Origin of the sequence: Colwellia sp. TT2012, assembly GCF_001440345.1 — a bacterium.
GTDB lineage: Bacteria > Pseudomonadota > Gammaproteobacteria > Enterobacterales > Alteromonadaceae > Colwellia.
Genome location: NZ_LJYX01000029.1, coordinates 1 through 869, shown reverse-complemented (window position 1 = coordinate 869; position 869 = coordinate 1). Strand labels below are relative to the sequence as shown.

Sequence of the window (869 nt, the reverse complement as noted above, 5' to 3'; positions counted from 1 at the left end):
AAGTAGCATCTAAAGCCTGTATAACCTTGGCCTTGCTTTCGCTCTGTACGGGCGAGAGCATATTCTGCTTTTGTTATTGGGTGTAAAAAAACCGGGAAGTCTTTACCTACTTGTTGATAATCTAGCTTTAGCATTTGCTCAACACTACTGCCTACCACTAAATAATCTTTGTCTTTGACCGGCCGATTAAGCAGTTTATCGCGCACTGCACCACCGACTAAATAGGTGTTAAGTGGCTGGTTTTTACTTTCAGAGTTGTTGCTTGACAAGGGACACCAAAATGAAGAGGACATTGATGCAAGTGTATCATAAGGGGGCAATAACTGCAGAGATTGGCCGAGCTACTTATTTGATTTTTTATCATGCAAAGCACTAATGAAGGCTTTGCATGATAGCTATTGAGCTACTTACTATGGCTTAATCATGGTAAGAACTTGGTATTAAAATTGATAATTAACACCAATATTAACCGTGGTGCCTAGGCCCTTAATGTTGTAACCACCGTAGGTATAACCCTGTGATTTTGTCGGGTAGTAATCTTGATTAAATAAGTTTTCTATGCCGATAAAAGCCGACCAATCGCTAGCAAAGTTATAGTTACCGCTTACGTTCACTATTTGATAGCTATCAATAGGACCTTGATCACCAACATATTCACCGTCAACCGGTTCAAAACGCTTACGATTGCCAACATACAAGTAATTTAGCGCTAGGCTGATAGTATGACTCGGCTGCCAGTTTAGATTTACCGTCGCCTTAGGCGGACTAATTTGTTTGGCACCTAAATAAACATCGTCTGCAGTATTTTTACCTTCAACCCAGCTGTAGGTGGCATTAACCACCCAGGCTTCATTGATTTCATAGTTAAT

Annotated in this window: 1 protein-coding gene and 1 pseudogene; both read right to left on the bottom strand. The window is 40.5% G+C overall.

Going from position 1 to position 869, the window contains the following annotated elements; genetic code table 11:
• Window positions 1-269 (bottom strand): annotated as a pseudogene (cca, locus tag ASU03_RS18100) (multifunctional CCA addition/repair protein); the annotation flags it as partial.
• A 171-nt stretch (window positions 270-440) separates the two neighbouring features.
• Window positions 441-869 (bottom strand): TonB-dependent receptor domain-containing protein (locus ASU03_RS18095; RefSeq protein ID WP_157465962.1); only part of this gene is annotated, 429 nt, incomplete at its 5' end.